The sequence below is a fragment of the Streptomyces sp. NPDC048417 genome, assembly GCF_040651615.1.
Taxonomy (GTDB): domain Bacteria; phylum Actinomycetota; class Actinomycetes; order Streptomycetales; family Streptomycetaceae; genus Streptomyces.
Window position 1 is genome coordinate 291977 of the sequence record NZ_JBEZKI010000003.1, and the last position, 23937, is coordinate 315913.

19 protein-coding genes and 1 pseudogene are annotated in these 23937 nt (G+C 71.7%); 14 read left to right on the plus strand and 6 right to left on the minus strand.

The features are described 5' to 3' along the window. Positions 1–100: 100 nt before the first annotated feature. Complete coding sequence (locus tag AB0D59_RS06235) at positions 101–673, plus strand: flavin reductase family protein (RefSeq protein ID WP_362561403.1); 573 nt, start codon at positions 101–103, stop codon at positions 671–673. Positions 674–945: 272 nt separating this feature from the next. On the opposite strand, the gene arfB is transcribed toward AB0D59_RS06235, so the two are convergent. Continuing rightward, a complete protein-coding gene (gene arfB, locus AB0D59_RS06240) occupies positions 946–1374 on the minus strand; it encodes an alternative ribosome rescue aminoacyl-tRNA hydrolase ArfB (RefSeq protein ID WP_362561406.1) in 429 nt (142 codons plus the stop codon). A 181-nt stretch (positions 1375–1555) separates the two neighbouring features. On the opposite strand from arfB, the gene AB0D59_RS06245 reads away from it, so the two are divergent. Continuing rightward, entirely contained in the window at positions 1556–2131 is a 576-nt protein-coding gene (locus AB0D59_RS06245) for a TerD family protein (protein ID WP_351484356.1), read from the plus strand. A 64-nt stretch (positions 2132–2195) separates the two neighbouring features. On the opposite strand, the gene AB0D59_RS06250 is transcribed toward AB0D59_RS06245, so the two are convergent. Next, positions 2196–2495, minus strand: coding sequence for a DUF397 domain-containing protein (locus tag AB0D59_RS06250; protein WP_362561409.1), 300 nt, complete (start codon positions 2493–2495; stop codon positions 2196–2198). Further along, positions 2492–3349 carry a helix-turn-helix transcriptional regulator gene (locus AB0D59_RS06255; RefSeq protein WP_362561412.1) on the minus strand — a complete coding sequence of 286 codons (858 nt, stop codon included), beginning with the start codon at positions 3347–3349 and terminating at the stop codon, positions 2492–2494. The genes AB0D59_RS06250 and AB0D59_RS06255 overlap by 4 nt, the downstream gene beginning before the upstream one ends. A gap of 191 nt (positions 3350–3540) precedes the next feature. On the opposite strand from AB0D59_RS06255, the gene AB0D59_RS06260 reads away from it, so the two are divergent. From AB0D59_RS06260 to AB0D59_RS06285, 6 genes and pseudogenes are all read left to right on the plus strand, one after another. After that, entirely contained in the window at positions 3541–3915 is a 375-nt protein-coding gene (locus tag AB0D59_RS06260; RefSeq protein WP_362561735.1) for an ATP-binding protein, read from the plus strand. Positions 3916–4172: 257 nt separating this feature from the next. Further along, the gene (locus AB0D59_RS06265) at positions 4173–5093 is read left to right on the plus strand and encodes a helix-turn-helix domain-containing protein (protein WP_362561415.1); all 921 of its coding nucleotides are present in this window, start codon (positions 4173–4175) and stop codon (positions 5091–5093) included. A gap of 93 nt (positions 5094–5186) precedes the next feature. Next, on the plus strand, positions 5187–6119 hold the full coding sequence (locus AB0D59_RS06270; RefSeq protein WP_362561418.1) for a hypothetical protein: 933 nt from the start codon (positions 5187–5189) through the stop codon (positions 6117–6119). A gap of 104 nt (positions 6120–6223) precedes the next feature. Further along, positions 6224–6313, plus strand: a pseudogene (locus tag AB0D59_RS06275) (helix-turn-helix domain-containing protein); the annotation flags it as partial. Between the two features lie 52 nt (positions 6314–6365). Next, positions 6366–6968, plus strand: coding sequence for a Uma2 family endonuclease (locus tag AB0D59_RS06280; RefSeq protein WP_362561421.1), 603 nt, complete (start codon positions 6366–6368; stop codon positions 6966–6968). Between the two features lie 19 nt (positions 6969–6987). Beyond that, positions 6988–7512 (plus strand): GNAT family N-acetyltransferase, encoded by a 525-nt coding sequence (locus tag AB0D59_RS06285; protein WP_362561424.1) that lies wholly within the window; start codon positions 6988–6990, stop codon positions 7510–7512. Here AB0D59_RS06285 and AB0D59_RS06290 read toward each other — a convergent pair. Continuing rightward, positions 7509–8894 carry a M1 family metallopeptidase gene (locus AB0D59_RS06290; protein ID WP_362561737.1) on the minus strand — a complete coding sequence of 462 codons (1386 nt, stop codon included), beginning with the start codon at positions 8892–8894 and terminating at the stop codon, positions 7509–7511. The two genes, AB0D59_RS06285 and AB0D59_RS06290, sit on opposite strands and share 4 nt — an antisense overlap. 49 nt (positions 8895–8943) lie before the next feature. Here AB0D59_RS06290 and AB0D59_RS06295 point away from each other — a divergent pair, with 49 nt between their 5' ends. After that, positions 8944–9444, plus strand: a complete 501-nt coding sequence (locus tag AB0D59_RS06295) for a hypothetical protein (protein ID WP_362561738.1) — start codon at positions 8944–8946, stop codon at positions 9442–9444. Between the two features lie 175 nt (positions 9445–9619). Continuing rightward, positions 9620–15064 carry a hypothetical protein gene (locus AB0D59_RS06300; protein ID WP_362561427.1) on the plus strand — a complete coding sequence of 1815 codons (5445 nt, stop codon included), beginning with the start codon at positions 9620–9622 and terminating at the stop codon, positions 15062–15064. Positions 15065–15117: 53 nt separating this feature from the next. Here the strand turns inward: AB0D59_RS06300 and AB0D59_RS06305 are convergent, their stop codons facing one another. Continuing rightward, positions 15118–15804 carry a pentapeptide repeat-containing protein gene (locus AB0D59_RS06305; RefSeq protein ID WP_362561430.1) on the minus strand — a complete coding sequence of 229 codons (687 nt, stop codon included), beginning with the start codon at positions 15802–15804 and terminating at the stop codon, positions 15118–15120. A gap of 288 nt (positions 15805–16092) precedes the next feature. Here AB0D59_RS06305 and AB0D59_RS06310 point away from each other — a divergent pair, with 288 nt between their 5' ends. Next, complete coding sequence (locus AB0D59_RS06310) at positions 16093–17598, plus strand: MFS transporter (protein WP_362561432.1); 1506 nt, start codon at positions 16093–16095, stop codon at positions 17596–17598. On the opposite strand, the gene AB0D59_RS06315 is transcribed toward AB0D59_RS06310, so the two are convergent. Further along, the gene (locus tag AB0D59_RS06315) at positions 17591–18463 is read right to left on the minus strand and encodes an aminoglycoside phosphotransferase family protein (protein ID WP_362561435.1); all 873 of its coding nucleotides are present in this window, start codon (positions 18461–18463) and stop codon (positions 17591–17593) included. The two genes, AB0D59_RS06310 and AB0D59_RS06315, sit on opposite strands and share 8 nt — an antisense overlap. 34 nt (positions 18464–18497) lie before the next feature. Here AB0D59_RS06315 and AB0D59_RS06320 point away from each other — a divergent pair, with 34 nt between their 5' ends. The 3 genes from AB0D59_RS06320 (at position 18498) to AB0D59_RS06330 (ending at position 23919) form a co-directional block, all read left to right on the plus strand. Beyond that, entirely contained in the window at positions 18498–19154 is a 657-nt protein-coding gene (locus tag AB0D59_RS06320; RefSeq protein WP_362561438.1) for a rhomboid-like protein, read from the plus strand. Between the two features lie 9 nt (positions 19155–19163). Beyond that, on the plus strand, positions 19164–20570 hold the full coding sequence (locus AB0D59_RS06325) for an FAD-binding oxidoreductase (RefSeq protein ID WP_362561440.1): 1407 nt from the start codon (positions 19164–19166) through the stop codon (positions 20568–20570). A gap of 100 nt (positions 20571–20670) precedes the next feature. Beyond that, positions 20671–23919, plus strand: coding sequence for a Tat pathway signal protein (locus AB0D59_RS06330; RefSeq protein ID WP_362561442.1), 3249 nt, complete (start codon positions 20671–20673; stop codon positions 23917–23919). Positions 23920–23937: the final 18 nt, after the last annotated feature.

Here is a 23937-nt window from a genome sequence, read left to right on the forward strand (position 1 = left end):
GATCCGCGGTCCGGTACCGGCCTTCGTTCTTCGGTCCTAGGACCCGGCTCGGGCCGATGGCCGATGCGGGCGCACAGGGGCCGACACTAGCGTTTCCGGCGTGCTGAAGACTCCCTCCCTCACCGCCACAGAAGCCACCGGGCATGCTGTGGGGGTGAGCAACGAAGCGTTCAAGGCGGCCCTGGCCCGGCTCGCCGCGGGCGTGGTCCTGGTGACCGCGCAGGAGCCGTCACTGGACCCTGACGACCCGCTGGCACCGACGGGCGAGGACGTCGGCATGACCGCCACGGCGTTCATGTCGGTGTCGCTCGACCCGCCGTTGGTGCTGGTCAGCCTGCGTGAGGGCTCCCGGATGGACGACCTGCTCGACGAACAGCCGCGGTGGGCGGTCTCGGTGCTCACCGAGAGCCAGCGCCACATCGCCGGCCGCTTCGCGATGAAGGGCCGCATCAGCGACCGCCTGCTCTTCGAGGACATCCCGTACGTGCGCGGCGAGGCCTCGGGTGCGCCCCTGGTCGGCGGCGCCCTCGCGACCCTGGAGTGCCGCACCGAGCAGCGGGTGGTGGCCGGGGACCACACCCTCGTGATCGGCCGCGTCCTCACCGCCGAACTGCCGAGCGCGGAAGGCGGACCGCTGATGTATTTCCGGGGCCGATACCGGCAGCTGGAATGAAACCGCGCGGTCTGTTTTTCAATTTCCGCGGGCACGTGCCGAAAGGCCGATCCAGGACGCGAAGCGATGCGATGCGATCGCGAACGGATGCGAAAGACACGACCCGTGCCGGGCGACGACCGACCGGTCGACTGCTCGCGGCCGAGAATTCCGGTGGCCCCCTGGCGATCTCCCCGCAGGGAAGAGCCGGCCGCGGAGAAGATCTGCCGGAGGAGATCCGACGGAGAAGATCCGACGGAGAAGATCTGACGGAGAGGATCTAAAGGCGACCGTTACGACCAGTCGCGGCCCGTCCGGCCCCGCTTGGTGTCCGAGCGCTGCTTCTTCTCGCGCAGCCGGCGTTCGTTGATGCCGCGTGGGATGCGGGTCGGTGTGCGGGGCTTGGGCGGGGGCGCGCTGGCCTCGGCGAGGAGGGCCGCGAGGCGTACGGCGGCGGTCTCGCGGTTGCGCCACTGGGAGCGGTGCTCGGACGACCGTACGACGACCACGCCGTCGACGAGCCGCCCGGCCAGCCGTGCCAGCGCTCGCTCCTTCCACACCGGCGGCAGTGCCTCGGTGTTCGCGAGGTCGAAGCGCAGCTCCACCTGCGAGTCACTGGTGTTGACGTGCTGCCCGCCCGGCCCGGACGACCGCGAGAAACGCCAGTTGAGCTCGGCCTCGGGGAGCGAGACGGAGCCACGGATGACATACGGACCGGCCATGCCCCCATGGTCGCGCGCCTGACCGGCACACGTCACGCGAATATCGCCCATCACCCGTTTGGCAAAGAAAGTAAAGGGAGCTGGAACCTTCGGTACCCCTCGTGGCGTTCATACGGGTAGCTGTAGCTTCAAGCCCGTACGCCGCACGGCCGTACGCAAACGAGGGAAAGGACTCCCGACCATGGCTGTAAGCCTGTCCAAGGGTGGCAACGTCTCGCTCACCAAGGAGGCTCCAGGCCTGACCGCCGTCACCGTGGGCCTCGGCTGGGACGTCCGCACCACCACCGGCACGGACTTCGACCTCGACGCCTCGGCGATCGCGGTCAACACGCAGGGCAAGGTCTATTCCGACGCCCACTTCGTCTTCTTCAACAACAAGCAGACCCCGGACAACACGATCGTCCACACGGGCGACAACCGCACGGGCGAAGGCGCCGGCGACGACGAGGCGATCAACGTCAACCTGGCGGCCCTCCCGGCCGACATCGACAAGATCGTCTTCCCGGTCTCGATCTACGACGCGGAGACCCGCTCGCAGAACTTCGGCCAGGTCCGCAACGCCTACATCCGCATCGTCAACCAGGCCGGCGGCGCCGAGATCGCCCGCTACGACCTCTCCGAGGACGCGGCGACGGAGACGGCCATGGTCTTCGGCGAGCTGTACCGCAACGGCGCGGAGTGGAAGTTCCGCGCGGTGGGCCAGGGCTACGCGTCCGGCCTGGTCGGCATCGCCCAGGACTTCGGCGTCAACGTCTGACGGTCGCTGCGCTGTGCGGGAGCCCCTGGCCGGGTGGGTACGGCCGGGGGCTCCCCGCGTCCGCTCACTTCACGGGCGCTGACGCGTACGACACGAAGGCCGCCCAGGCGGAGGGGGAGAGGGCGAGCCGGGGGCCGGGGGTGGTGGTCGTGTGCGTGTACGCGTACTTGGAGTCGCGGATGTGGATGGTGGTGGGGGTGGGGGCTATTTCGAGGCAGCTGTCGCCCTCAGGACCGTCGCTAAAGCTGCTCTTGAACCAGGCGAGGGCGACTTCGACGCAGGACTCGCCGTCATTGCCACCGCTGTAGCTGCTCTTGAACCACACCAGTTCGGAAGCGTCCCCGGAGGGGGCCTTGGGGATCATGTTTCTCCCAGCAGTTGCTCGATGAGGGCCAGCGACTCACGTGGTGAGAGCGCCTGCGCCCGGATGGTGCCATACCGCAGCTCAAGGATGCGGAGCTGTTTCGGGTCGGATGTCGCTCGGCCGTTGAACGCGCCGTCAGAGCGCCCCACCGCCGTACCGTCTGGAAACTTCAGCACCTCGATCCGTCCGTCCAAACCGGAGTGGACCTCAGAGCACAACGGCATCACCTGGAGCGTGACGTTGTGCAACCGTCCCGCCTCCAGCAGGTGTTCAAGCTGCCGTCGCCACACCATTGTGCCTCCGATAGGACGGCGCAGCGGCGCCTCTTCCAGCACGAAGTGCATGGAAGGAGCGGGGTCACGCTCGAAGACCGACTGCCGAGCCAGACGAGCCGTCACCATGCGTTCCACGTCGTCCGGTGAGTAGGGCGGCTGCGCGGCAGAGATCACGGCTCGCGCGTGCTCAGGCGTCTGAAGCAGCCCGGCGATGATGTTGCACTCGTACAAGCCGATCTCAACGGCCTGCCCCTCCAACTTGGCCAGCTCCCGCACCTTCTTCGGGTACCGGACCTTCTTCACGTCCTCCCACATCGCGGAGACCTGGCCACCCGCGTCCAGGACCTCGTCCGCCCGGTTCAGGTACTCCTGACGGGGAATCCGCTTCCCGCCCTCGACCTTGTAGACCATGTCCTCGCCGTAACCGACCACCTCCCCGAACTCGGCGGCACGCATCCCCACCGCCTCCCGCCGCAGCTTCAGCTGACGCCCGACGGTGGCGATGACCGCCACGCCCCAGTCGTCGTCCGGGTCGACCTCCCAGCCCGGCTCGGTCACCTCGCCGCTGTCCACGCTCATCGCACACCCCTTTGTGCCGTACGCCCGTACCCGCGACCGCCCCTACCCGTACGACCGCCCCCGACAGCCAGGACAGCACTGGACAAGCACCGGACAGTCACCGTACGCAAGGGCTTCGTCACTGGTCACGGTATGCGTGCTCGGCCACGCTGAGTGACGTGAACGATGAAATCTCCACCCCCGTCCGCAACATGAGCCTGCGGCTCTCGTCCACGCCGCGGGGCGCCCGCCTGGCCCGTCTGCTGGCCGTCGAGCAACTGCGTGCCTGGGGGCTGCCGTTGGATCCGGCGAGGCAGATCGTGGCCGAGCTGGCGGCGAACGCGGCAACGCACGGGCGGGTGCCGGGACGCGACTTCGGCCTCACGCTCTACGTCGTGGGAGACACCCTGCGGATCGAGGTCACGGACACCCGGGGTGACCGCACGCCGCACACCCAGCCGCTCGCACCGGACGCCGAGTCGGGCCGGGGCCTGGTCCTCGTGGAGGCGCTCGCCGACAAGTGGGGCGTGGCACCGGGGCTGTCGCCGCGCAAGACGGTGTGGGCCGAGATCGGGGTGTCGCCGTAGCCCGGAAACGCGGGCGTCGGTCGCGAGGGACGTCACCACCTAAGGAACGACGGGGAGAAAGAACCCCACCAAGCCCCACCCCTCCCGCCCGTCGCGCAGCGTCACTCCCGCGAGTGAATATGCCCAAGTGGGCTGGATTTGGGGCGGGTTGCGTGCCCTACGCTCTGTGCAACAGAACCGCAGAAAAACTTCGGCCCTCGCCGGGACGGGCAATCCCAGTGCGAGGGCCTGACCACCAAGGAAGAGAACGCTTCCCGATGGATACGGAAAACCCTAGCGCGCCCTCGTGCGCCGAGTCCCGCGCTGCCGCCAAGAAGCACCCGAACCGGGGATCCGGCGGCCTCCTGCACGACAACGCCCGCCACACCTCCCACTTCGTGGTGATCGGCAACCACCTGGCCCAGCACCCCGATCTGTCGGGGCTCGCGGTCGGGATCGGCGTGCACATCCAGTCGCTTCCGGCTGGTTCCCGGGTCGACATCAAGACGCTGGCGGAGCGCCTGAAGGAGGGCAGGACCCGTATCGCGGCCGCGCTGCGGGAGCTTGAGGCGGTCGGGTACCTGCGCCGCGAACGCGTACGCCTGCCCGACGGCCGCATCATCACCCGCACGGTCTCCTGCAACCGGCCCGGCCACAGCAGCCGCGCCCATCAGCCGGAAGCCGCAGCACGACCGAAGACACCGCAGAAGCCGGCCCGCAAGGCCCTCCCACCCGTGCCACGCCCGGCCTGCCCCTCCCCCGCGCTGCTCCACACAGCCCTCGACATCCTCACCGGCCTCCGCCGCCGCGACCCCCGCCTCCTCCTCTCCGCCACCGACGCCGAACACCTCGCCCCGGGCGTCGCCGCCTGGCTGGAGCGCGACATCGCCCCCACAGCCGTACGCCACGCCCTCACCGACAACCTGCCGGCGGAACCCCTGATCCGCCCGGCCGCCTTCCTGGCCCACCGCCTGGCCGCACAGCTTCCGCCCCCGCCCCCGTTCCGGCCTCCGACCGCACCGGCCGCGCAGCCCAGACACCCGTTCCAGACCTGCGACGGCTGCGAGCGCCCCTTCCGTGCCCCCGCACCCGGCCGCTGCCGCGACTGCCGATCCGATCTCCCGGAGGCCGCCCAGCAAGCGCCCCGCCACATGCCTCGGCAAACGGACATACTTCACACAACGAGGTGTGTGGGATGACTGGTGGCAGCGCCGCAGGCTGCCGGGCACGAACGACCGCTCGCCATCCGAGGAAAGTGCCACCCCGGCACGCGGCTATCTGGAGGTGCGACTGTGACCGGCGACAGCTGGCGTGAGCGCAGGCGCGCGCTCCTTGGAGGCGACCAGGCCGAGTCCCAACGCGCTGCCCGTCTCCTGGACGCATTGGGCACCGAGGAACGGGACGACGAGGAGATCGAGGCGGAACACCGGGCGAGCCGACTGGCGGCAGCACGTGAGTACGCACCGGACGCTCTGCTCGAAGAGGAACTCCAACTGCGGCTGACCGGGCCGGACGCAGACGGCGGTGCTCTCCGCTTCCAGTGGGGCGATGCACTTCTCGAACCCGTGGAGCACCTGGTCTCCGTTGCCGCAGGTACGCCGGTACAGCTAGAACTCACGGGCATCTCGGCAGGCAGCACCGTCGTACACGCCCGGCCCGTCACCCCACCCGTCGAGTCCGCCCGAACCGACGCCCTCGACGCGCCCCCCACATCCGCTGCCTCCACCGGTCTCGGCACCCTCACCATGCTGCTCGACGCTCTTGAGTCGGAACGCGACATCCGCGAATGGGCGAAGATCTTCGACGCGGTCGAAACGGTGTCCCGGGCCCTGAGCAGGTACGCGCTGGACCTGGGCGTGACCTGGTACGGGGCTGACGGCAGCCTGCGCCGCGCCCGCTTGACCGAACAGGGCAGGAATTACGTGAAACGGTTGCGGGAGACCAGGGATCGCGACCAGGAGATCACCATCTCCGGTCGCATCACCGAACTACGGGAAAGCGGCCTGGTGAAGGTCAAGACGGGTACCGCCAAGAACGCACCCGCATACGACGTCCGCTTCGAGGAACCTGACGAACTGCTGCGCATGCGTCCCGGTCTCGGCGACAACGTCCACTTCCGGGTCCGATTCCGGCAGCAGCTGGACTCCATGGGTATCGCGCGGTCCACCGAGTACACCTATTTGGGACCAGCCGCGGAACAGCCCTCACTTCCGCTTGAGCCCTGATCAGAGCGTCCGGAAGGCACGATGAACGCCGAGGTCGGCCCCGGGGGCGAACTGATCACCCGCCCCGAACAAGACCACGAAGGACGACGCTTTCGCCAAAGCCGCAGAACTGCGACAAGTGCGACCGCGGCTTCCGCGCACCCGCCCCGGGACTGTGCCGTGACTGCCGAACCGATCTCCCCGAGGACACCTAGCATGAAGGCGACGATCCTTGCCCCTGGGCACAGACGACGAGGAGCGAGCGCCATGACCATCGCACCGGACGACGCGCAGCAGGGCGCCTCCCATGTCTATCGAGCCATGCGGGAACTCGTTCAGTCCATGGACGACTCACTGCCTGGCAAATTCGAGATCACCAAGGAAGGAATCGTCCACGACATGACGTCTCCGGGGGGACCACACGAAGTGACGGCAGCCCATATCAGCCGCCGCCTGGAGAGGACCATGCCGGACGAGTTGTTGGCGCACAACGGCACACCGGACGTGGAGGACGCGCCAGAAGGGATCATGCGTCACCCCGACGTGATGGTGATCGCGTGGGACGACCTGAACGTCGAGGGCTCCATCGATCCGCACACCCTCATCGCCGCCATCGAGGTTGTCTCCCGCTCCAACCCTGACAACGACTGGGTCACCAAGATGCGTGACTACCCCCTGATCGGCGTCCCCGTCTACGCGGTCTTCGACCCCCGCACCGGCACCGGCGCCGTCCTCACCGACATCCACCCCACCCCCGACGGCCCGCGCTACGCGACCCGCAAGGACTTCGTCTACGGCGAGGACGTCACCATCGCCGACTGGACCATCGCGACGGACGGCCTGCCCCGCTACCCGCCTCCGGGCCAGTAGGGCCGGATAAGTTGCCCGCATGATCCTCGCCCCCCTCCCCCTCACCCCCGACCGCGACATCCCGGCCCCGGTGCTCACCGAGCTCACCGCGCTGTACGCCTCCGATCGGGAGTTCCAGGCGCTCAGCGGGGACTTTCCGGATCCGGACGACATCCGGCCGGAGCAGGTGGCCGGTGCGCTGGCCGAGGAACTGGCGAACCCTGAGGTCGAGGTGTTGCTGGCGCGTGCCGAGGGGCAGCTGGTCGGGGTGGTCGTCACGCTGGCCCGGCACCCTGACCCGGCCGACCCGGATCCGTGGATCGGGCTGCTGATGGTGGACGCGGCGGCACGGGCGCGGGGATACGGGCGGCGGATCGCGGAGGGCGTCGAGGAGAGGTTCCGGGCGGCGGGGCGGGACGCCCTACGGCTCGCCGTATTGGAGAACAACCCGAAGGGGCTCGCCTTCTGGACGGCCCTCGGGTACGAGGTGATCGGGCATCGCCCGGATCGTCAGCTCGGGCGTCCGTGTGCGGTGCTGCGCAAGGAACTGGGCCCGGGTTTCTAGGGCCGGGACGGTTTGCCGTCGCCGTACAGCCAGTTCTTCCAGATCGCGCCGAAGTCCTTGCCGGGGGCCTTCTTCTCCACGTACGCCGTGAACTCGGCGGTGTCCGCGTTGCCGTGGCGGTGGGTGGCGGCCCAGCCCTGGATGATGTCGTAGAACGTGTCGTCGCCGACCTTCTGGCGGATCTTCTGGAGGACCATCGCGCCCCGGTCGTACACCGGCCGCTCCGAGATGTACGCGGCGCTCGGCGGCTTCGCGGGCGGGAACCCCCAGAGGCCGGCGTCGTCCTTGGGGGTGGCGTAGGTCTTGTCGAAGGTCTGCTGGGCGCTGGGCCCGCCGTGGTCCTCGGCCCAGAGCCACTCGGCGTAGGTCGCGAAGCCCTCGTTGAGCCACATGTCCCGCCAGGTCCTCGGGGTGACGGAGTCGCCGTACCACTGGTGGGCGAGTTCGTGGACGAGGGTCTCGGTGTCCGGGGCGCCGGGGAAGACGGGCCGGGTCTGGGTCTCCAGGGCGTACCCGGCGTCGGCCGGGCGGTCGACGATCACGCCGGTGGAGGAGAAGGGGTAGGGGCCGAAGTTGTAGGCCTCCCATTCCATGATCTCGGGGAGCTTCGCCAGTACCGCCCGGCTCGCCTTCACCTGCGTCGGGTCGACGGCCGTGTACACCGGCAGGCCGTCGGAGAGGGTGGAGCGGGTCACCGTGTAATGGCCAACGGCGACCGTGGCCACATAGCTCGCCATCGGCTCGGCGGTGTGCCAGACGAAGGCGGTACGGCCGTTCTTCGTCGTCTCGCTCTTCAGCTCCCCGTTGGAGACGGCCTGGAGGCCCTTCGGGACGGTGACCGTGATGTCGTACGACGCCTTGTCGGAGGGGTGGTGGTTGCCGGGGAACCAGGCCATGGCGCCGACCGGCTCACCGAGGCCGAGCGCGCCGTCCGCGGTGCGCAGCCAGCCCTCCTTGGAGCCGTCGGGGTCGATGATCGTCTCCGGGCGGCCCGAGTAGCGCACGGTCGTGGCGAAGGTCTCGCCCTTGTCCAGGTCGTCGTGCGGACGGACGGTCAGCTCCTGGCCGGCCCGGTTCCAGCGGGCCTCCCTGCCCTCGACGGTAACCGAGTCGACGTGCAGCCCCCGCAGGTCGAGGTCGAACGCGGACAGGTCCTGGCCGACCCGTGCGGTGATCACGGCGGTGCCGGTGAGGCGGCGGGTGCCGGGGTCGTAGCCGATGTCCAGGGCGTAGTGGCTCACGTCGTAGCCGCCGTTGCCCGCCTTCGGGAAGTACGGGTCGTGGACGCCCGCGCCGCCCGGGGCGCCGTGCACCCCGCCGTCGCACGCGGCCAGCACGAGGCAGAGCAGGACGGACGGGAGAACGGGCACGGATCGGGGCATGGATCGGGGCACGCACGTGATCGTAGGACGCCATGACACCATCGACGACGTGCTCGACATCGGCTACGCCCTCTCCAACCGGTTCCCGGACCCGCCCCAGACCGACTACCGGCGGGTGGACGTCCACGCGCTGCGCCACGACCTGTTCTGCGGGGACGTCTACCTCGCGGACACCAAGGCGGACCGCGAGCTGTCCACAGCCTGGGGATGGGTGCCGGTGCTCGACTTCGCGTGGGCGCTGTGCGACATCGTGGAGCGGATCGACCGCGACCCGGCGGGGTCCCGGGCCGCCCGCCCCCAGCACGCCGAACTCGACTTCACCGAGTCCACCGACCGCATGCTCTTCGAGCGCCGCTTCGGCTGGGTGGACGTCGAGGCCGACTGGATGCCGGCCGAGGAGGCACCCCTGACCTTCTCCCACGCCGAACTGCGCCGGGAGGCACGGGACTTCCTGCACGACCTGCTCGCCGACCTGACCGACATGCACGAGGGCCTGGCCGACAACCCGGCGATCTGGACGCTCCAGGCCCGTTTCCCGAGGGTGTCGTAGCCTTCCCTGGCACCTTCCGGGGCGCCTTCCCGGAAGCCTTCCCAGGCGCCTTCCTGAGCGTTTGAACGACCTCCGGATGTACGGAAGTTGACTGCCCACCGAGGCGGGAGTGACAAGTGGGGCGGGAGTCCACGGAAGGCGTTCCGTCTGACCCGGCCGCCCATACGTTGACTCCGTGCGGACGCAGCGACAGGCAGGCGACAGCGGAAAAGACGCCTCTCCCCCGGCACCGGTACCGGTCACCGCCAAGCCCATCGGCTCCACCGTGCCCGTCGGGCCCACCACGTCTGTCGGGCCCACGGAACACGCTCTGCTCGCCCTCATGGGGACCGCCGGGAACGCGGCAACCACGCAGGCGCTGCGGGACGCGAAGGGGAAAGGCGTCTCCCGGCCGTCGGCGGTGCGCAGCCGGCCGGTGGCGCCCGTGGCCCCCGTCGAGGAGGAACACACCGCGCCGGGGCTGGTGCTGCCGACGTACCTGATGGACTTCCAGGCCGCCGGACTGTCCACGGCATACGGGCTGACCGGGCACGAGTTCGTACGGAACGCGGTGGCCGCCGTAGTCGGGCACGGCGACGGCACAGTCGCCGACATCGGCGCCGAGCTCGCCGCCCGCCCCGAGTCGTTCTACGGGCAGGGCCGCGCCTTCGCGGTCCAGGGCAGGACCGGCAAGGAGTGGTTCGACGTCACCGTCAGCATCTCCCGCGCCCCCGACGACCGGCCGCCGGTCTTCCATCCCAAGGACCTGCTCGCGAACACCGTGCCGGACCCGGACGGAGCGCCGCTCGCCGCGGTGGACGAGGCCGAGGGCAAGGACACCAAGGTCGACGTCCAGCACAACACCGCCGCCACCGTCGCGACCACCGCGAGCGGCGGATCCAGCACCGGCCTGGGCGGCATGGGCTTCGGGCTCGCGCCCGTCGTACCGGGGCTGTGGCTGGGCGGCGCCGGGCTGGCGAACGCGCAGCCCTGGCAGTCCTCGCGGGAGTCCCGCAGCCAGCGCAACGTGGCCGAACCACGGGTGCTGCGCAGCGAGAAGGGCTCCGTCGAGGCGCCGCGCAAGGTGCGGTACGGGGTACGGATCAAGAAGCACGGGGCCGCGAACGAACAGATCTTCCACGGCTCGGGCACCCTCGCCCAGCGCGTGCCCACCGAACACCTCGTCCCGGCCGGTACCGCGGCGCCCGCCGCTCCGGGGCCCCTCCCGGCGGACACCGCCCGGCGCGTCTCGCTCGCCGACTCCATGGCCCCGGTCGCGGTGACCGACAGCGCGGCCCCGCACCAGGGCGGCGGCGGGCTCTTCGACGCGGTCGCCACCGTCCTGCACCCCTCGCTCACCGCCCCCGGGGCACCCGGACGCGCCCGCCTCTACGAGGCGACCTCCACGGCGACCGTCCTGGAGGACCTGCCCCGGCTGCTGCGCGACGGCGTCACGGGCGAGGACCTGGCCGCCAAGGACGGCAGCAGCGTCGGCAGCTACCGCATGCGCGCCGAGATCACCGGCATGTCGCCCGCCTGGGGCACCGGCGGGACCCAGCTGCGCACCCATCAGCAGACCCAGCACACGGTCACCGAGAGCGCGGGCAAGGGGCGTGCCGTCACCGGCGGCCTGGGCCCGGCCATCGGCGTCGGAGCGGTCGGGAACGCCGCCGTCGTACGGGCCACGGCCATGCCGGTCGCGGCGGCCCGCAAGGCGCGGTTCACGGTGGCCGAGCAGACCGTGTCGAGCCGCCAGGGCGCGGAGGTGCGCGGCGACAAGGCGCTCTACCTAGCGACCGTCCGGTTCACCGCGGAGGGCACGGGGCCGCGCTCGGCCGAGATGATCCTGCGCCCCGGGACCCGGGTCGCCCGGCACACGATGCGGGTGTGGATGAGCCTGCGGGCCGACGAGGCGCGGTCGCTCGGGCTGCCGCTGCCGCCGGACATCGAGGCCAAGGAGGCCGAGAAGGCCAAGGGGTTCATCGAGAAGCCGAAGCGGACCGACGAGAACGGCGACGAGGTCGACGTCGAGCGGCACCTCCCCTTCGGCGCCATGGGCTCCAGCGTCACCCTCAGCCGGCTCGACACCGGTCCCATGGTCCGGGCCGTACAGGAGCTGTTCGCGACCGATCCCCGGCTGGCCGGCTACCTGCCCTCCTTCGGCACGGACGCAGTGGCTTCGGTGCCGGGCAGGGAGGAGGCCGCGCTCCAGCGGCGCAACCACCGCGAGCTGATGGCCGCCCTGTCCGAGACCAACCTGCGGGTCAACAAGGACCAGTTGACCTCGACCGGCATCCGGGTGCGGCTGCGCCGCAAGACCACCCTGCACGCGCACGACGTGCAGCTCCGCGTCACAGGGCAGCTCCGCGAGACCGGCTACCTCGGCGACACCGACGACTGGCTGGTGCGCAGCCACTCCGGTGTCACCGGCAACGCGCAGAGCGGACGGAGCAGTTCGCGCTCGATCGGCGGTCTTGTACTCGGGCAGGCCAGGATCGTCCCCGGCATCCTGACCGGCTCGGCCCGCTACGAGAGGCACCGCACCGGCACCCGCCGCAACCAGGCCGGCCCCACCACCCGCACGGACGTCCTCACCAACGGCTCCGAGCAGGCCAGTTCCTTCGGGGCGGCCCTGCGCCTCGACGTCGACGTCACCATGACCTCCCGGCAGCGCAAGCTCGGCCGCGCCCTCACCCCCGGCTCCCCGGGCCAGGACGCACCCGAGCCGACGCGGCTGGCCGGACTGCATCTGGACGAGCAGGACGTACGGCTGGTCACTCCCACCGAGTTCACCCTCGACGAGGAGGGCAAGCGGCGGCAGGACGCGGTGGGCGACCGGCGGCGGGCGCAGCCCCCGCGGCCCGAGCACGCCGTCACCGCGGAGGGCATCGGCGACCTGGCCACGCTCGTGCCCCGGCCGTCCATCGGACAGGCGCTGCGGGACTGGCAGCTGGTGGAGACGGTCGGCGACGGACAGGCCGTCCGGGACCTCGCCTTCCAGCTGCTGTCCCGGGCCGCCGCCCGCAACAAGGGGGTACGCGAGGATCCCGCGCTGCAGGCGGAGGGGCTCGCGCCACGGCTGGCGATCGAGGAGCGGTTCGGCCCGCAGGCCATCACGGCGGCTTTGCGGCAGGCCGCGTCCGCCGGGTGGGTGGTGAAGAACCTGCGCTATCCGCGGCGGCTCGCCGCGCTGAACGGGGCCGTGGGCACCCGGTTCACGCTGGCCAACCCGAAGTTCCTGCACCGGGGCGCGGGTCCCGGCACGGAGACCTTCGTGCTCGGCGGCCACCAGGCCGCCGGCCAGGAGGGGCAGGGCACCACCAGCACCTGGCAGTTCGGCGCCACCGGCTCGGAGAACGGCCCCGAGTGGCGCCTGGGCCAGGGCCTGTCCGGGAGCCGCACCACGAGCGAGGGCGACGCCCGGTCCGCGACCCTGTCCGGCACGGTCGAGCGCAACGCCCACACCCCGAAGAAGGCGCCGCTCTACCTAGTCCAGTGCGACCTGCTCGTCACCATGGTCGCCGAGGTCAAGGTCACCGGCGGCGGCCCCTACGTGGCGACGGCCGCCCGCACCCTGCCGGCCGAGGCGGCGGTGTGGCTGACGGAGGCGCAGCTGCCGGCGTCGATCCGCAGGCAGTTGAAGCTCGATCCCGAACCGGCGCCGATGACGATGCCGTCGTCGTCCCGGCAGGAGCGGCGACCGGCGGAGAGCTCCCGCGCGGGCGCCGAACGCGAGGCCCGGGAAGGGGCCCGGGAAGGGGCCCGGGAAGGGGCCCGGGAAGGGGCCCGGGGAGAGACCCGGGAAGGGGCCCGGGGAGAGACCCGGGGAGAGACCCGGGAAGGGGCCCGGGGAGAGACTCGGGGAGAGACCCGGGAAGGGGCCCGGGGAGAGACTCGGGGAGAGACCCGGGACGGGATCCGCGCCGCGGGTTCGACGGACACGGCCGGGTCGTCCACCCCCGCCAAGCCCACCGCCACCGCCACCGCCACCACCGCCACCGCCACCGCCACCGCCACCGCCACCGGGTCCACCACGTCCGCGCCGCCGCGCACCACCGGACCGTCCTTCGGCCGCACGCTGCCCCTCGGCTTCGGCATGATCGAGAACCTGCCGAACTTCGTGCCGCTGCTGGCCCGGCTGCGTACCCGCCTCGCGGAGAGCGGGCAGCAGAGCCTGGCCGACGACCTGCTGCCCCGGCGGCAGCTGGCGGACCGCAACGACAACGTGCAACGGCTGCTGCGCGTCCTGGACCGCGACGGCAGCGCCGGACTGCTCTCCGGCGCCATGGACGGCGGGGTCACCGTCGAGCTGTTCGACGGCCGCAGAACCCCCTACTGGGCGGTGTTCAAGGTCAACCGCCTGGGCGACGGCGCCTACGACGGTACGGCGGACGACGGCCGGGACCTGGAGTACATCACCGCGGCCGTCGCCCAGCAGGCCACCTCCCACGACGAGGGCGTGACGACCGGCGCGGAGGGGATCTTCGCCGGCTCCGGCAAACCGGACGGCGGCGCCGGGCAGCTGAAGAGCATGGGCGGGGCGGCGGGGCTCGGCGTCGGCTCCGGCGGCTCGCGGCGCTCCGGTGCGTTCGGCCGCGGCCAGCTCGGCATGAAGACGGTCGCGGAGGCGAAGACCGCGAAGTCGTCGAAGACGCGGGTGCCGATCGAGGCGACCCTCGAACTGCACCGCGGCGACCGCCGGCTGGCGCTGGTCTCCCTGGGCCGCCAGGCGCTGACCCACCGCGTCCTGGAGAAGGACCTGGCCGCCCTCGGCCGGCTGACCGCACCGCGCCGGCAGCCGGTGGCACCCGCTCCCGGCCCGCAGGGCGACCGCCCGGCCGCACTCGGCGGCTGGCGCTCCGGGGGTGTGCGGCTGCCGATGGAGGCGCAGGTGAACGGCTTCCAGGGAGCCCCGCAGGTACGGGAGCTGGTCGGCGACGCGGTCCGGGAGGCGGGCGGCGGTGAGCGCTTCCGGGCCAAGGGCCAGGCCGCCGCGTACACCCTGACCGAGGCCGTCTCCACCGAGTGGCTGATCGCGGCGCTGCCGCTGCTGACCTCCGCCGGGGCGGAGCTGCCGCCGGTGCACGCCACGGGAGCGGCGGGCCAGGACCTGCGGGCGTCCCTGCACGCGCGGCTGCGGGACGGGCGGGTGCTGGGCGTCGGCGACAAGATGACCTTCGAGACGGTGGGGCAGAGCCACCTGGACGCGCCCCGGCCCACCCAGACGGACGGTCAGAGCTCCGCCGAGCACGGCAGGTCGGCGCGCGGCCTGGCGGGCGCGGGACTGCTCAACGCCGACGAGTTCCGCCTCAACCAGCTGATGGGCAACGCCGGTGGCTCCGGCGGCGCGGCCGACGCGGCGGTGAACGCGTCGGGTTCGATGCCGCTGCACAAGCCCAAGTCCGCTTCGGTCCTGGTGCAGTTCACCCTCGACGTGCGGGTGGTGGCGAGGGTGAGCAACCGCCTGCGTCCCGGCCGTACCGGCACCGCCGTGCGGGAGCTGACGCTGCCCCGGCCGGTGGTGATCCGCATGCCGGAACCGGTGGTCCGCCGCATGCTGGCCGCCCAGCAGGACCGCCTCCAGGATCCGGACGACCACCTGGGCCTGCGGAAGGCGGCCGCGGCCACGCCCCCGGACTGAGCACCGCGACCGGCCCGGCCACGCCCCCGGACTGAGACCGCGGCCGGCCGGGCTCACCCCTCCACGCGGATCCCCAGCCGCACGGCCAGCACCGGTGCCAGGTCCAGCAGTTGGGACGTGCTGATCACCGCCCCGGCCAGTCGCTCCACCCCTCTGCTGATCTCCAGGGACGCGGCGCCCCGCAGATCGACGTCCTTCATCGTCACCCCGGTGAAGTCGGCCTCCTTCAGGGTGCAGTCGACGAACTCCACCCGCTCCAGGACGGCGTCGCCGAAGTCCGGTTCCACCAGGACGCAGCCCTCGAAGACCACGTCTCTGAGCTTGGCCGTGCGCAGGTTGAGGTAGTCGATCTTGCCGCCGCGGATCACCACGCGCTCCAGCACGGAACCGTGCAGCTGGGTGCCGCCCAGGCGGGCGTCGACCAGCTCGACGTCGCGCAGGGTCGCGTCGGAGAGGTTGGTGCCGACGCCTCTGGCCCCGGTGACGACCGTGTCCAGCAGACGGGCGTGGCGCAGCCCCGTCTCGTCGAAGGCGCAGCCCGTCAGAGCGCAGTCCATGAACCGGGCGCCCGCGCCGTCCTGCCCGACGAAGTCCGCCTCCCGGAACTCCAGCCCGTCGTAGTCCCCGTCCGGCTCCAGCCCGCCGCCGCTCCAGGGTTCCAGCTCGGGCAGCCGCACCTCCGGCCGCCGCGCACCCTTCACCCTGCCTCCGCCGGTCCCACCGGCCGCTGTCCTCGCCATGCCCCCATAGTGCAGGCCGCCACTGACAATCACCCCGGCCCGCGATGACGGCCCGCACGACCTGGCGATGTCACATTCCGGCCGCCTCGATCCGTCCTATCGGCGAGCCGTCGTGACGGCGAGGAGAGCGCGGCCCGGGGCCGGCCCGCCCTTCCCGCCGGCCGCGGCGGCTACCGCGCACCGCGCCCTGGAGACCCGGGCGACCATAGGAAAGGTGGTTCTCGAACCATGACCAGGAACAACACATCCCGGGATGCGACTCATCCCGATTCGTGGTCTTCTGACCGAATGAGCAGCGCCCGAACGGGTGAATCCCACACCGGTGAGGACGGAGCCGACCCCCACCGCTGGTGGGGCCTGGTGGTCATCGCGCTCGCCCAGCTGATGGTCGTCCTGGACGCGACGATCGTGAACATCGCCCTCCCCTCCGCACAGCGCGCCCTGGGCATGTCCGACGGCAACCGCCAGTGGGTGATCACCGCCTACACGCTCGCCTTCGGCGGACTGCTCCTGCTGGGCGGCCGGATCGCCGACCTGGTCGGCCGCAAGCGCACCTTCGTCATCGGGCTCGTCGGATTCGCCGCCGCCTCCGCGTTCGGCGGCGCCGCACAGACCCCGGGGATGCTCTTCGGTGCCCGGGCCCTCCAGGGCGTCTTCGCCGCCCTGCTCGCGCCCTCCGCGCTCAGCCTGCTGACGACGACCTTCACCGACCCGCGGGAGCGCGGCAAGGCCTTCGGTATCTACGGCGCCCTCGCGGGCAGCGGTTCGGCGATCGGGTTCATCGTCGGCGGGCTGCTCACCGAGTACCTGAACTGGCGCTGGTGCCTGTACGTCAACGTGCCCATCGCGATCCTCGCCGTCGCCGGCGCCACCGCGCTGCTGCACGACCGCCCGGGCCAACCCGGCTCCCGGCTCGACGTGCCCGGCGCACTGCTGGGCTGCGGCGGGCTGGTCGCGATCGTCTACGGCTTCAGCGAGGCCCAACCGCGCGGCTGGAGCGACGGGCTCGTCCTCGGCCTGTTCGCGGCGGGGGTCGTACTACTCGCCGCGTTCGTCTGGTGGCAGAACCGCGCCCCCAGCCCGCTGCTGCCCCTGCACATCGTCAAGGACCGCGACCGCGCGGGCAGCTTCCTGACGATGGCGCTCGCGACCGTCGCCATGTTCGGCCTGTTCCTCTTCCTGACCTACTACCTCCAGGTCATCCTCGGCTACTCCCCGGTCCGGGCGGGCCTCGGCTTCCTCCCGCTGACCCTGGCGATCATCACCGGCTCCACCCAGATATCCGCGCGGCTGCTGCACCGCGTGGCCCCGCGCATGCTCATGGTCCCCGGCATGCTGCTGGCCGCGTGCGGCCTGCTACTCCTGACCCGGATCACGGTCCACTCCTCCTATCCCACCGAGATCCTGCCCGCCCTGCTGCTGATGGGCCTCGGCATGGGCCTGACCTTCATGCCGGTCTTCGCCACCTCCACCGCCGGGGTCGCCCCGCAGGACTCCGGTGTCACCTCGGCCACCGTCAACACCTCGCAGCAGGTCGGCGGTTCCATCGGTACGGCGCTGCTCAACACCATCGCCACCAGCAGCAGCGCCACCTACCTCGCCGCCCACCTCCACAACCCCGCCCAGAAGGCCGCCGTCGTTCCCGAGGCCGTCGTACACGGCTACACGGTCGCCATCTGGTGGGCGGTCGGCGTGATGCTGCTGGCCGGTCTGGTCGCGGGCCTGCTGGTGACGGCGAAGCCGCCGAAGCACGACGCAGCGGCCCAGGCCCCGGTGCCGGAGCCGGTCAGCTGAGCAGTTGGCGGGCGATCTCCAGTTGCTCCTCGCCGAGGCGCCCCCCGCCCTCGATCGTCCAGACCGCGTTCTGCAGGACCCGGGCCAGCGTCCAGGCGCGGGCCCGGGCCCGGTCGAGGCCGAGGACGTCCGCCATGGCGTCGAAGCGCCATCGCACCTCCCCGGCGTCGAAGCGGTTCCACAGAGCCGGGAAGAGGTCGAAGCCGGGGTCGCCCACGAGCGGTTTGGGGTCGATGGCGAGCCAGGGGGCGCGGTCGGAGGCGAGCACGTTCTCGAAATGAAGGTCCCAGTGGAGTAGGCGGTCACCGGGTTCACCGACGACCTCGGCCAACGCCGCCGCACAGTCCGCGAGCAGCCGGCGCTCGGCGGGGTCGGGGTGGGAGGGCAGTGCCGCCGCGGCCCGCTCCCCCAGCCGTGGCGCGACGTCACCGAGGCGTCGCAGCCCCGCCGGGGGCTCGGCGGCCGTCAGCCGGGCCAGCAGCCGGGCGACGACCAGGGTCGCCTCGCGGGTGTCCGGCAGGTCCGCGAGGTGCCGTCCCGCGTCGAGCCGTTCGAGCAGCAGGGTGCCGGTCTCGTCGTCCGCTTCGAGGAGCCGGACCGCCCCGTCCCCGTCCCAGGCCCGCAGCGCGACCGGCTCTCCGGCGGTCTCGTCGTCGACGTCCTGGAGTTTGAGCACCGCCCGCGAGCCGTCACCGACCCGCAGCACCGGCAGGACCAGCGCGCAGCGGCCGTACATCGAGGGCCCGTCGAGCCGCAGCCCCCACCGGTCCAGGAACCGCTCGGCCCGTGCGGGCAGTGCGGCGACGAAGGCGCGGCCCGCTGTGCCTTCGTACCGGGCGATCAGCTCATCCGGAATGTCAATCACCCACCCGACGTTACGGCCGTGCATAAATCACCTCATGCGAATTTTCCGGGGCCTCGGCAGCAGGGTGTGGGCGTATGTCCGCAGCGCCCCCGGCACGTACATCTGGCTGGCGATCCTCTTCGTGACGACCGTCGCGCTGCACCACATGTCACCCGAGTTCGAGCAGCAGTTCCTGCGGCACCGGTCCACCAACATCCGTGAGCTGTCGGACAACCCCGTACGGGTGCTGGTCGCCAGTGCCATGTGGATCGAGGGCGGGCACTGGGTGCCGTACGCCTTCCTGTACACCGTCTTCCACGCACCGGCGGAACGCTGGCTCGGTACCGGGCGCTGGCTGGCGGTGTGTGCGGCCGCGCACGTGCTGGCCACCCTGATCAGCGAGGGTGCGCTGCTGAAGGGGATCCACGACGGCATCGCCCCGTACACCGCGGTCAACACCCTGGACATCGGGGTGAGTTACGCGCTGGCCGGGGTGATGGCGGTGCTCGCGTACCGGATCGCGGCGCCCTGGCGGTATCCGTACATCGCGGTCGTGCTGCTCGTCTACGGGCTGCCGCTGACCGAGTCGCCCACCTTCACCGACCTCGGACATTTCGTCGCCACGCTGATCGGTCTCGCCTGCTATCCGCTGGTCAGAGGCCGCGGAAAAGCATGGAATCCGAAGGAGACACTGGCCGCCCTCAAGAGTTAACGTCCGGCCATGAGCAGCTCGGCAAGCAGTGTCGTCAACGGCGGCATCTCCTTCTGGTACGCGGACGACGGCCTCCCGGCGGTACGGGAGCCGCTGGACGGTGACGCGTCCGCGGACGTCGTGATCGTCGGCGGCGGGTACACCGGCCTGTGGACCGCGTACTACCTGAAGAAGGCCGCCCCCTTCCTCCGTGTCACCGTCCTGGAGCAGAAGTTCTGCGGCTACGGAGCCTCCGGCCGCAACGGCGGCTGGCTCTACAACGGCATCGCCGGCCGCGACCGGCACGCCGCGCTGCACGGCCACGAGGCCGCCGTACGCCTCCAGAAGGCCATGAACGAGACGGTCGACGAGGTCCTCGCGGTCGCGGCGGCGGAGGACATCGACGCCGATCTGCACAAGGGCGGGGTGCTCGAAGTCGCCAGCACCCCGGCCCAGCTGGCCCGTCTCAAGGCCTTCCACGAGCACGAGCTGTCGTACGGCGAGAAGGACCGCGAGCTGTACGGCGCCCGGGAGACCCGGGAGCGGATCCGGATCGCCGACGCGGTCGGCTCGACCTGGACCCCGCACGGCGCCCGCCTGCACCCCGTGAAGCTGGTGAAGGGGCTGGTCGCGGCCGTGGAGGGCCTGGGAGTGCGGATCCACGAGTCGACCCCGGTGACCGAGATCCGGCCCAGGCACGCCGTGACCCCGTACGGCACGGTCCGCGCCTCCTACGTCCTGCGCTGCACCGAGGGCTTCACCGCGAACCTCAAGGGCCAGAAGCGCACCTGGCTGCCGATGAACTCCTCGATGATCGCCACCGAGCCGCTGACCGGGGAGCAGTGGGAGTCGGTGGGCTGGGCGGGCGGGGAGACCCTCGGGGACATGGCGCATGCCTACATGTACGCCCAGCGCACGGCCGACGGGCGGATCGCGCTCGGCGGGCGCGGGGTGCCGTACCGGTTCGGGTCCCGGACGGACAACGACGGGCGGACCCAGCAGGCGACGATCGAGGCGTTGCGCGAGATTCTCGTGCGGTTCTTCCCGGGCCTGGCGGGGGTGGGGATCGAGCACGCCTGGTCCGGGGTGCTCGGGGTGCCACGGGACTGGTGCGCGACCGTCACCCTCGACCGCTCCACGGGGCTCGGCTGGGCGGGCGGGTACGTCGGCTCCGGTGTCGCCACCACCAACCTCGCCGCCCGGACCCTGAGGGACCTGGTGCAGCTCGACTCCGGGCAGGGCGGGCGCACCGGGCTGACCGAACTGCCGTGGGTGAACCACAAGGTCCGCAAGTGGGAGCCGGAGCCCTTCCGGTGGCTCGGCGTGCAGGGCATGTACGCCACCTACCGCGCCGCCGACCAGCGCGAACGGCTCCACCCGAGCGCCGAGTCGTCCCGGCTGGCGCGGGTCGCGGACCGGGTGGCGGGACGGCACTGACGCACGGCGGGGCGCGGGCGCCCCTGGAAACCGGTTGAGGCTGTGTCACACCTGTGTGCGACCATCGCCCCACCATTCATATTCCAGGGGGGAATTGACGGTGCACTCCGCGACCGGCGCCACCTTCGGCACGACGGCGAGACCCGGGCGGCTCACCGCCGTGCCCGTCCTCGTCGTCGCCCTGCTCGCCTCGCTTCTCACGCTCACCGGTGCCGGGTCCGCCCGCGCCGACGACCCGGTGTGCGCACCACTGGCCCTCGCGTCCTTCGGAGACCCCGGCGACGCCGTCGGCAAGGTGACCGTCCCGGCCCAGGAGACGGCCTGCTTCACCGTGACGGCCCCGGACGCGGGCCTGTACATGGTGTCGCTGGACGACAGCCACCACGAGGCGTACACCCAGCTGTCCGCCGCGGACGGCACCCCGGTGGACTGCTACGACGAGGAGTTCTCCGAGCAGGGCCGCTGCCAGGTGCCCGCGGCCGGCACCTACACCCTCACGGTCGTCAACAGCGGCTGGGTGGACCCGGAGGACGCCCAGGTCACCGTCGTCCCGCTGGGCTCGGCCACACCGGGCTGCTTCGAGGCCGCCGGCACCAACTGGGACCAGCCGCTCACCACGCGCACCAGCGTGAGCCCGATCGAGGTCGACTGCCAGGGCATCGACGCCCGGCCCGGCGAGCGCATCCGGCTCACCGCCGTCACCAGGGTCTACGGCGGCGCGACCGCGTGGCTCACCGACGCGACCGGCGCCCGGATCTGCCCGCACTTCCCGGAGGACGGCGAGGACAGCTGTGTGCTGCCCGGCAGCGGCCCCTACCGGGTGATCTCCCAGGTGGACTCCGCGGAGGGCGGCTTCCCGGCCGACTACACGGTCACCGCCCGCCGCCTGAACGACCCCCAGGGCTGCACCACCGCCTCCGTCCGCCCCTACGGCGCCCTGGACCCGCAGGACCTCACCGTCGGCGGCTGCTACACCTTCACCACCGACAAGGCCGGCCTGTACACCGTCCACTACGTGAACGAGGACCGCGCCACCGGCCCGGTCCAGGTCTACGGCACGGACGGCAGGACCGTGTGCCGCGCGGGCAACGAGCCGTGCCGGGTGCCCGCGGCCGGCACCTACACCGCGATCCCCGAGGGCTCCGCCCGCCAGCGCGTGGTCGTCCTCGACCGCGCCTCCGACGCGGGCTGCACGGCGACCGGATACGGCCTGCACCAGGGCGAGCTGAGCACGCCCGGCCAGTACGACTGCCTGACCCTGGCCGCCCCGCAGAACGCCCGCATCGCCGTCCTCAGGCCGCTCGCCTCCTCGGGTGTCGAGGCCGACCTGGAGGTCCTCGACCGGGACGGCACCGCCCAGTGCTCCGTGCAGGAGATCTCGGACGGCACCTGCGCACTCACCGGCACCGCGCCCTACCGGACGCTGGTGCACACCGAGAACCAGGCCGAGGGCGCGACCGGCCCCTACGCCCTCGCCCTGTACCGCACCGACGCCGCGGGCGACTGCCCCGTCCTGCCCGCCGGCAGCTTCACCGCCGACGGCGCCAAGGCCACCTTCGCCACCGGCGACGGCGTCTTCTCCCAGTGCCTGAGCATCCCGGCGGACGCCCACACCGGCACCGAACTCCTCCAGCTGACCGCCACCTCCGGCGACGTACCGGCGAGGTTCTCGGTGCTGGACTCCACCGGCAGGAAGGTCTGCGAGCGCTCCGCCGCCACCAACGGCTGGACGGTGTGCTCGCTCACCCCGGGCAAGGCCCACACCGTCCTGGTCACCGGCCGCGACCAGGCGGCCGCCTACACCCTGACCCGCCGGGACGTCACCGCCACCGCCGCCTCGGCGGGCTGCACGAGGACCGCGGCGGCCAAGGTCGGCGGCCCCTCGGTGAAGGGCACGGCCGGCGCCGCCGGCACCGTCGACTGCGTCCAGGTCACCACCCCGGCCGCCACCGACGTCGTCCACGTCAGCGCGCGGGACGCGCTGGGCACGGCGAACATCGCGGTGATCGGCGGTGACGGCAAGGTCGAGTGCTCCTACCGCAACAGCTCCTGCGCGGTCACCGGCTCCACCACCCACCAGGTGCTCGTCCAGACCCCGGCGGACCTGAAGTCCGCCCCCGAGTACCACCTGGACGCCCTGCGCATCGCGACCGCCGACGGCCCCGCACCCGAGTGCACCAGGGTCCCGTCCGTGTCGTACGGATACGGCCCGGTCACCGGCACCCTCGACGAGGCACACAGCGCCGTCTGCGCGGTGCTGCCCACGGCCGGCTTCGACCGTTTCTCCGCCGACATCAAGGACACCACCGGCGCGACCGCCAAGGCCGTACCGGCGCTGTACAACACGACGTCCTGGCGCAACGGCTGCACCCGCTACATCGGCGAGGACGGCGAGGGCTACGACTGCGCCACGCTCGGCTCGTCCACGGCGCTCACCCCGACCGTGTTCCTGCTCGGCCTCCCCGAGACCACGTCCGGCACCGCCTACATCGCCCGGCTGGCCTGCCAGTTCACCCTGTGCGGCACCGACAAGGTGAGCGTCACGGGGATCAGCCCGGCCGCCGGCGTGAGCGGTACGAAGGTCAAGGTCACGGTCACCGGTACGGCTCTCGGCCCGAACACGGAGGTGCGGCTGAGCCGGTCCGGCCAGACCGTCTCCGCGAAGGCCGACTCGGTCGCCGCCGACAACCGCTCGGTGACGGCGACCCTGGACCTGACCGGCGCGGCCGCGGGCGACTGGAACGTCAGCGTGTTCACCACCTGCTGCGAGTACCCGCTCGGCGGCTTCACGGTGACCCAGCCCCAGCTGACCGGCACGGCCGCACCGAAGATCACCGGCACCGCCAAGGTGGGCGCCAAGGTCGCGGCCACGACCGGGAGTTGGTCGGCAGCCCCGTCCTCCTACACGTACCAGTGGAAGGCCGACGGCAAGGCGATATCCGGCGCGACCGCCGCGTCGTACACCGTCCCGGCGGCCCTGCTCGGCAAGAAGCTCACCGTGACCGTGACGGCCGTCAAGAGCGGCTGGCTGAGCGGGTCGGCCACCTCCGCCGCGGTGACGGTCGCGAAGGGAGACGCGCCCAAGGCGACCAAGCAGCCGACGGTCAGCGGCACCGCCAAGGTCGGCAAGAAGCTGACGGCGGCGCACGGCACCTGGAGCCCGGCGGCGACCTCGTACGCGTACCAGTGGTACGCGAACGGCAAGGCGATCAGCGGGGCCACCAAGTCCACGCTGACCCTGAAGGCGGCCCAGAAGGGCAAGAAGATCACCGTGAAGGTCACGGCCCGCCGCACGGGCCACAAGGACGGCACGGCGACCAGCAAGCCGACGAAGACGGTCACCGCCTGACTGATGGGTCACACCTGC